This window comes from Variovorax sp. P4_D9, assembly GCF_056401695.1.
This window is the reverse complement of record NZ_JBFUIU010000560.1, coordinates 1-6,058: the sequence shown is the minus strand read 5'-3', so window position 1 is coordinate 6,058 and position 6,058 is coordinate 1. Positions and strand designations below refer to the sequence as shown.

Annotated in this window: 6 protein-coding genes; 4 read left to right on the top strand and 2 right to left on the bottom strand. The window is 59.4% G+C overall.

Annotation, left to right across the window (positions count from 1 at the left end; genetic code table 11):
- Positions 1-245 precede the first annotated feature (245 nt).
- Positions 246-662, bottom strand: a complete 417-nt coding sequence (locus AC1DY5_RS38735) for an ester cyclase (protein WP_478119762.1) — start codon at positions 660-662, stop codon at positions 246-248.
- A 94-nt stretch (positions 663-756) separates the two neighbouring features.
- On the bottom strand, positions 757-2,154 hold the full coding sequence (locus AC1DY5_RS38730) for an MFS transporter (RefSeq protein ID WP_478119761.1): 1,398 nt from the start codon (positions 2,152-2,154) through the stop codon (positions 757-759).
- Positions 2,155-2,690: 536 nt separating this feature from the next.
- Here AC1DY5_RS38730 and AC1DY5_RS38725 point away from each other — a divergent pair.
- Genes AC1DY5_RS38725 through AC1DY5_RS38710 form a run of 4 tightly spaced genes read left to right on the top strand, consistent with a single transcriptional unit; the run spans position 2,691 to position 5,943 of the window.
- Positions 2,691-3,668: an amidohydrolase family protein gene (locus AC1DY5_RS38725; RefSeq protein WP_478119760.1), complete on the top strand. Its 978-nt coding sequence runs from the start codon at positions 2,691-2,693 to the stop codon at positions 3,666-3,668.
- Between the two features lie 32 nt (positions 3,669-3,700).
- Positions 3,701-4,570, top strand: a complete 870-nt coding sequence (locus AC1DY5_RS38720) for an intradiol ring-cleavage dioxygenase (RefSeq protein WP_478119759.1) — start codon at positions 3,701-3,703, stop codon at positions 4,568-4,570.
- Between the two features lie 3 nt (positions 4,571-4,573).
- Entirely contained in the window at positions 4,574-4,888 is a 315-nt protein-coding gene (locus AC1DY5_RS38715) for a Dabb family protein (RefSeq protein ID WP_478119758.1), read from the top strand.
- The gene (locus tag AC1DY5_RS38710; RefSeq protein ID WP_478119763.1) at positions 4,888-5,943 is read left to right on the top strand and encodes a maleylacetate reductase; all 1,056 of its coding nucleotides are present in this window, start codon (positions 4,888-4,890) and stop codon (positions 5,941-5,943) included. Before AC1DY5_RS38715 ends, AC1DY5_RS38710 begins: the two co-directional genes overlap by 1 nt.
- The last annotated feature ends 115 nt before the right edge of the window (positions 5,944-6,058 follow it).

The following is a 6,058-nucleotide window of genomic DNA, read 5'->3' as shown; positions in this document are numbered from 1 at the left end:
CTCGTTTGCCAGCGTGGGGATGCTCCCAGATCGTGGTGGTGTCACCATCAAAGCGCTCGGCCAGCGCCGCCACGTTGGTCGTGCGCGGGTTCCACTTGATCAGCCAGGCGGCACGCCCACAGCGTTGTACGACTCGATCTCGCGCATCAGCTCCGCACGCCGAAGTTGATTTGCGTCTCCGACGCCAACTACGACCAAACATTCAACGATGCTCGGTAGAAGGGACTCGCGATCCGGCGTCCTCCTCAAGGTGTGGGAATCGCACCGATCTGTTGCATCAGCCCGAGCAAGTCGGGCTGACCGTGCTCTTCCACGATCTTGTCATCGGACCATCGATAAAAGTTGATCGCTTGCACTTCGAACGGTTTTCCAGTCGCCGGCATCCCCAGAAAAGTGCCTCTGTGCGTGCCGCGCATCGTGAACCGTGCAGCGATCCGATCCCCTTCCGAGATCGTCTCTTCGAGCGTCCATTGAATGTCCGGAAAGCCTCCGCGCATCATCGTGAGGATGAAGAGGTATCCCGCCGGGCCTTGCAGAGGTGACGTTTGGCCTGGCACATGAAAAACGGCATCCTTGTCGATAAGTTCCTGAGCAAGTCGCTCGTCAGCCGTGTTGATGAACACGGTGAATTTCTGCATCAAGTTTTTGGTCTCGGAGGTCATCGTGGCACTCCTTTCGGGCGTGGTATTGAATCTGGACGAAGGCTTGAAAACTCTCGAAGGGCGATCGCCTTCGTGATGACAGAGGTGGCAGAGGCTAGGCATGGCGGCGCAGTTCGACGGCCTCAACGCGCCCAGACCCGCTCGTAGGGGCTTGATTCATTCCGGAGCCTACGTCAGCGCGCTGCGCAGACGCCGACCGGTCGTGATTGATCAGGAGGACGGCGATCATCCCGACGACGGCCGGAATTGCAATCGCAATAAAGTTCTGTTGCAACGGCAGGTTCATCCCCACCAATACGCCAATCAGAATCGGCGCCAGAATTGCGCCACTGCGCCCGACGCCCAATGCCCACCCCAGACCGGTGGCACGCACGGCCATCGGATAGAACTGTCCGGTGTAAGCGTTGGCTACGATCTGCGTGCCGATTGTCGAGGCGCCGGCCAAGCCGATGAGAATGAACAGCATCGGCGTAGGCATCTTGTAGCCGAGCAAAGTCAGCGAGATCGCAGCAAGCGCGAACATGCCGGCGAGAACGTACTTGATGTGGAACCTGTCAGCGAGCCAACCGCCGGCGATCGCGCCAGCCATCGCGCCGACATTCAGCACGAGCACAAACGTCAATGCCGATCCGAGGCTGTAGCCTGCGCTTGCCATGAGCTTCGTCAACCATGAACTGAGCGCGAAGACCATAAACAGGCACGTAAAAAATGCGATCCAGAACATGACCGTGCTGAAACCTCGACCGTCGTAAAAGAGGTGTTTGATCGGCGCACTGTCCGCCCTGTCCTGGACCGGAACGACAAATTGATCGGTCGCCAGTGGCTTGTAGCTCGGATCGAGCTTCGAGGCGATCCTTTTCAGCTCCTCCGTTCGGCCCTTGGCAAGCAGAAACGGCATCGACTCCGGTACCGACTTCAAAATGAATGGAATCAGGATGAGCGGCAGACCGGCCGCGAAGAATACCGATTGCCAGCCGTGCGATTCGATGAACTCCTTGCCGAGAATCGCTGCCATGATGCCCCCAACTGCGTAACCGCTGAACATCAGTGTGACAAGAGTCGCGCGGATTTTCTTCGGGGCGTACTCGGTCATCTGCGCAACCACATTCGGCATCACTCCGCCGATGCCCAAGCCGGCGAGGAAGCGAAACGTGCCGAACGTGACCGGATCCTTAGCGAGCCCGGCTGCGGCGGTGAACACACTGAAGAGGCCTACGCAGATTGCGATCGCCCAGCGCCGGCCAATCTTGTCGGCGATGCTGCCGAGGAAGATGGCGCCAAACATCATGCCAAATAGGGCCGAACTGACCATGAACCCGGCATTTGTCGCGTCTACCCCCATCTTTGCCATGATCGACGGGAGGGCGATTCCAACGACCGACAGGTCGTAGCCGTCGAATACGATGATCAACGCACACCAGAACAGCACAAGACCGTGAAAGCGGTTGAAGCGGGCATCGTCGGCCAGCTTATGAAGATCGATTTGGCGCATGTCTCTTGTCTCCGATTGATGGCTAAGAACGAGTAGGCAGGACTTGCACATCGGCAGGCGCGCGTTGGTAGGCCTCCGAGACGCATAGCGTGGCAAGTTCGTACAGGTAACCGAGGTGGTGCAGGCTGTGCATGGTGTGGATGTGCCGCGCTCTATTTCGAATTGAAAGTTGCTTGGCGACGCTGCCGATGATGGGCAACTTGCTTCAAGTGGTCCAACGCAAATTCTTGATGTCTCCTATGCAGTATGGAAATGTTGGGGCGGGTCTACCCACGGGTGCCTGCGCAGTGGATGCCCGCACTTTTGGGTTCGCCAACCAGAGCGACGTGGAACCACGAAGGTAGAGAGATCGAGCTGCTCGGGTTACCACGTCTGAGCCTGCTCTCCCTTCCATTCGATTCTCAAATGCGCGCTATCACCGAATTTCGTTAGACCGCACCTAGCGGACCTCATACATTGGCCAACGAGGCAGGCGCCGCTGTGGAACTGCCATCAATCGACCACCACCGGCCCGCGGCCGTACAAAGGAGATAGACGTGCAAGGAAAGATCGGCCTCGAGGAGCACTTTGCTATTCCCGAAACGTTGCAGGATTCAGCTGGCTTTGTGCCGGGTGAGTACTGGACGGAACTCAGCAGTCGTCTGCTCGACATTCATGACAAGCGCCTGCACCAAATGGACGAGCACGGCATGGAGATGATGATTCTCTCGCTGAACGCGCCCGCGGTTCAAGCGGTGCCCGATCCAAAGAAGGCCTACGAGCTCTCCGTTCGCGCCAACGACTTTCTGGCAGAGCAGGTTGCGAAGAGACCCGACCGCTTCCAGGCATTCGCAGCCTTGCCCATGCAGGACCCTGAAAAGGCGACACAAGAACTCGAGCGATGCATGAAAGACCTCGGCTTCCGCGGGGCGCTGGTCAATGGCTTCTCGCAAGTCGGTACACCCGACAACGTCGTCTACTATGACGCGCCGCAGTACGCTTCGTTCTGGGACGCCGTTGAACGGCTTGACGCGCCGTTCTATCTGCATCCGCGCAACCCGTTGCAAAGTTGGGCGCAGATCTATGACGGCCACCCATGGCTACTCGGCCCCACTTGGGCGTTCGCTCAGGAAACTGCCGTGCACGCGCTGCGCCTGATGGCAAGCGGCCTCTTCGACCGCAATCCTGGCCTCAAGATCATCCTTGGTCACCTGGGCGAGGGTCTTCCTTACAACATGTGGCGCGTCGATCATCGCAACGCCTGGGTCAAGGCACCCAAGGGCTATCCAGCCAAGCGAAAGCTTTGCGACTACTTTCAAGAAAACTTCTACCTCACGACCTCGGGCAACTTCCGCACTCAGACGCTGATTGATGCGATGCTCGAGATCGGATCGGACCGTATTCTGTTCTCGACCGACTGGCCGTTCGAGAACGTCGATCACGCCTCGAACTGGTTCAACGACGCCAGCATCAGTGAGGCAGACCGCAGGAAGATCGGCCGAACGAACGCCTTGTCGCTCTTCAAGCTGACGTGATCTAGACGCACCCGGCAAGACAGGCAGATCAAATGATTGACATCGACGAATGGACCATCACTGGTGCCGTCCTGAAGGCGCAAGGTGGTGCATCCAATGCCCGCCTCAAGACCGTGATGGACAGCCTTGTGCGACACCTTCATGACTTCGCACGCGAAGTGCAACTCACCGAAGACGAGTGGTCAAGCGGTATCGACTTCCTCACGCGCGTTGGGAAGATCACAGATGACAAGCGCCAAGAGTTCATCTTGTTGTCCGATGTGCTCGGCCTTTCAACGCTGGTCACTGCTCAGTGCAATCGTCGGCCGACGGGATGCACGGAGGCGACCGTGTTCGGTCCCTTCTTCGTGCCCAACGCGCCGAAGTATGACACCGGCGATGACATCTCCAATGGTGCTACGGGCGAACCCTGCTTTGTAAGCGGAACAGTCCGGGGGATCGGAGGCGAGCCGATCGCCAGTGCACGGATTGACGTCTGGCAGTCGGACGACGAGGGTTCATACGACGTCCAGCGACCGGAGCTCGACCATGCTCAGGGCCGAGGCCATCTGGCCAGCCAACACGATGGCCGCTATCACTTCAAATCCATCGTGGCCGTGCCCTATCCAATTCCCCATGACGGCCCAGTCGGTCAGATGCTGGACAAGCTGGGGCGCCACCCTTGGCGACCGGCACACCTTCACTTCATGATTCAAGTGCCCGGTTACAAGACGCTCATCACCCACGTGTTCCGCTCAGGCGGTACCTATCTGGATTCGGACGCCGTGTTCGGCGTGCGTTCTTCTCTCATCGCCGATTGGCAGCGGCATGAGCCAGGCACGGCGCCCGACGGAACGCGCATGGAAGTGCCGTTCTATACGCTCGAGTACGACTTTGTCTTGAGCAACGCGTCGAAGGACTAGACCATGGAGATCAGACACATCGTCATGTGGCGCGTCGCTGGAGTCACGGCCGCAGAACGAAGCAGGAATTGCAATACGGTTCGCGATGCGTTCCTGGGGCTGCGGGGGAGGATTCCAGGCCTTCAAGAGCTTGAGATCGGAATTGATTCAAGCCGCATCGACTATGCGTGCGACGTGGTGCTCTGCACGCGTTTCCAGGACGCGCAGAGCCTGCAAGACTACGCGGCGCATCCTGAGCATCTTCGCGTCAAGCGCGAGCTTGGCGACATCCGCGTCTCGCGGCACCAGGTCGACTACCCGCTCACTCCGACACAATGATGGAACATTTCATCTACACCGCGAACGCGTCGCGCATCGTCTTTGGACCGGACAGCATCGACCGGCTTCCTGCCGAGCTTGAGCGTCTCGGCGCCAGGCGCGCACTGGTCATGTGCACGCCGAACCAGCGCGACCAGGCTCAAGCCATTGCGGATCGGCTCCCCGGCCGCGTTGCATTGATCTTTGACGAAGCTGTCATGCACGTGCCGATTGAAGTTGCACGCAGGGCACGCGCACTTGCTGTTGAATTGAAGGCGGACTGCGCACTAGCGATCGGGGGCGGGTCCACCGTCGGACTCGGCAAAGCCATTGCTCTGGAAGCCGGGCTACCCATCATCGCGGTACCAACCACTTACGCCGGCAGCGAGGTCACGCCGATCTATGGAATCACCGAAAATGGGCTGAAGAAGACTGGACGGGATCCTCGCGTGCTTCCTCGCGTCGTGGTCTACGATCCCAAGCTCACGCTTTCGTTGCCGTTAACGCTGACCGTCACTAGCGCGATCAACGCAATCGCGCACGCGGCAGAAGGGTTGTACGCCCACGATGGCAATCCGGTGATCGCCTTGATGGCGGAGGAAGGAATTCGCGCCTGCGCGGGGTCGCTACAAGCACTTCAAGAGAACCCTCGCGACCTCTCAGCTCGCAGTTTGGCGCTGTACGGCGCTTGGCTTTGCGGCACAGTGCTTGGGGCCGTGTCGATGGGTCTGCACCACAAGCTGTGCCATACGTTGGGTGGCACGTTCGACTTGCCTCATGCCGAGGTGCACACGGTAGTTCTACCGCACGCACTGCGCTACAACGCGGAGGCGGCGCCTGTGGCTATGGGTCGGATCGCGAAGGCACTTATGGTCGCGGATGCGCCCACGGGCATTTTTGAACTGGCGAGGGCGCATGGCGCCCCGGTGTCGCTCGCGGCAATTGGTATGCTGGCCAGCGGACTTGACCAGGCGGCTGAACTCGCGGTGTCAAATCAATACCCGAATCCGCGGCCTCTCGAGAGAACGGCACTGCGAGGCTTGCTTGGTCGCGCGTTCGATGGCGCGGCACCCTGACTGACCCCCAGCGGCATGGTCCCTCTCGCTAAGCGCACTCGACCTGAGTGCGCAACATGTCCCCGTGGCGTGATTTCACGTGGAAGAGGCCAAATATCAGCTCTCGCAACCATCG

Excerpts from the sequence above, each read along its gene's own strand:
- AC1DY5_RS38735 (WP_478119762.1), bottom strand. The coding sequence starts at position 662 with ATGACCTCCGAGACCAAAAACTTGATGCAGAAATTCACCGTGTTCATC.
- AC1DY5_RS38730 (WP_478119761.1), bottom strand. The coding sequence starts at position 2,154 with ATGCGCCAAATCGATCTTCATAAGCTGGCCGACGATGCCCGCTTCAAC.
- AC1DY5_RS38720 (WP_478119759.1), top strand. The coding sequence starts at position 3,701 with ATGATTGACATCGACGAATGGACCATCACTGGTGCCGTCCTGAAGGCG.
- AC1DY5_RS38715 (WP_478119758.1), top strand. The coding sequence starts at position 4,574 with ATGGAGATCAGACACATCGTCATGTGGCGCGTCGCTGGAGTCACGGCC.
- AC1DY5_RS38710 (WP_478119763.1), top strand. The coding sequence starts at position 4,888 with ATGGAACATTTCATCTACACCGCGAACGCGTCGCGCATCGTCTTTGGA.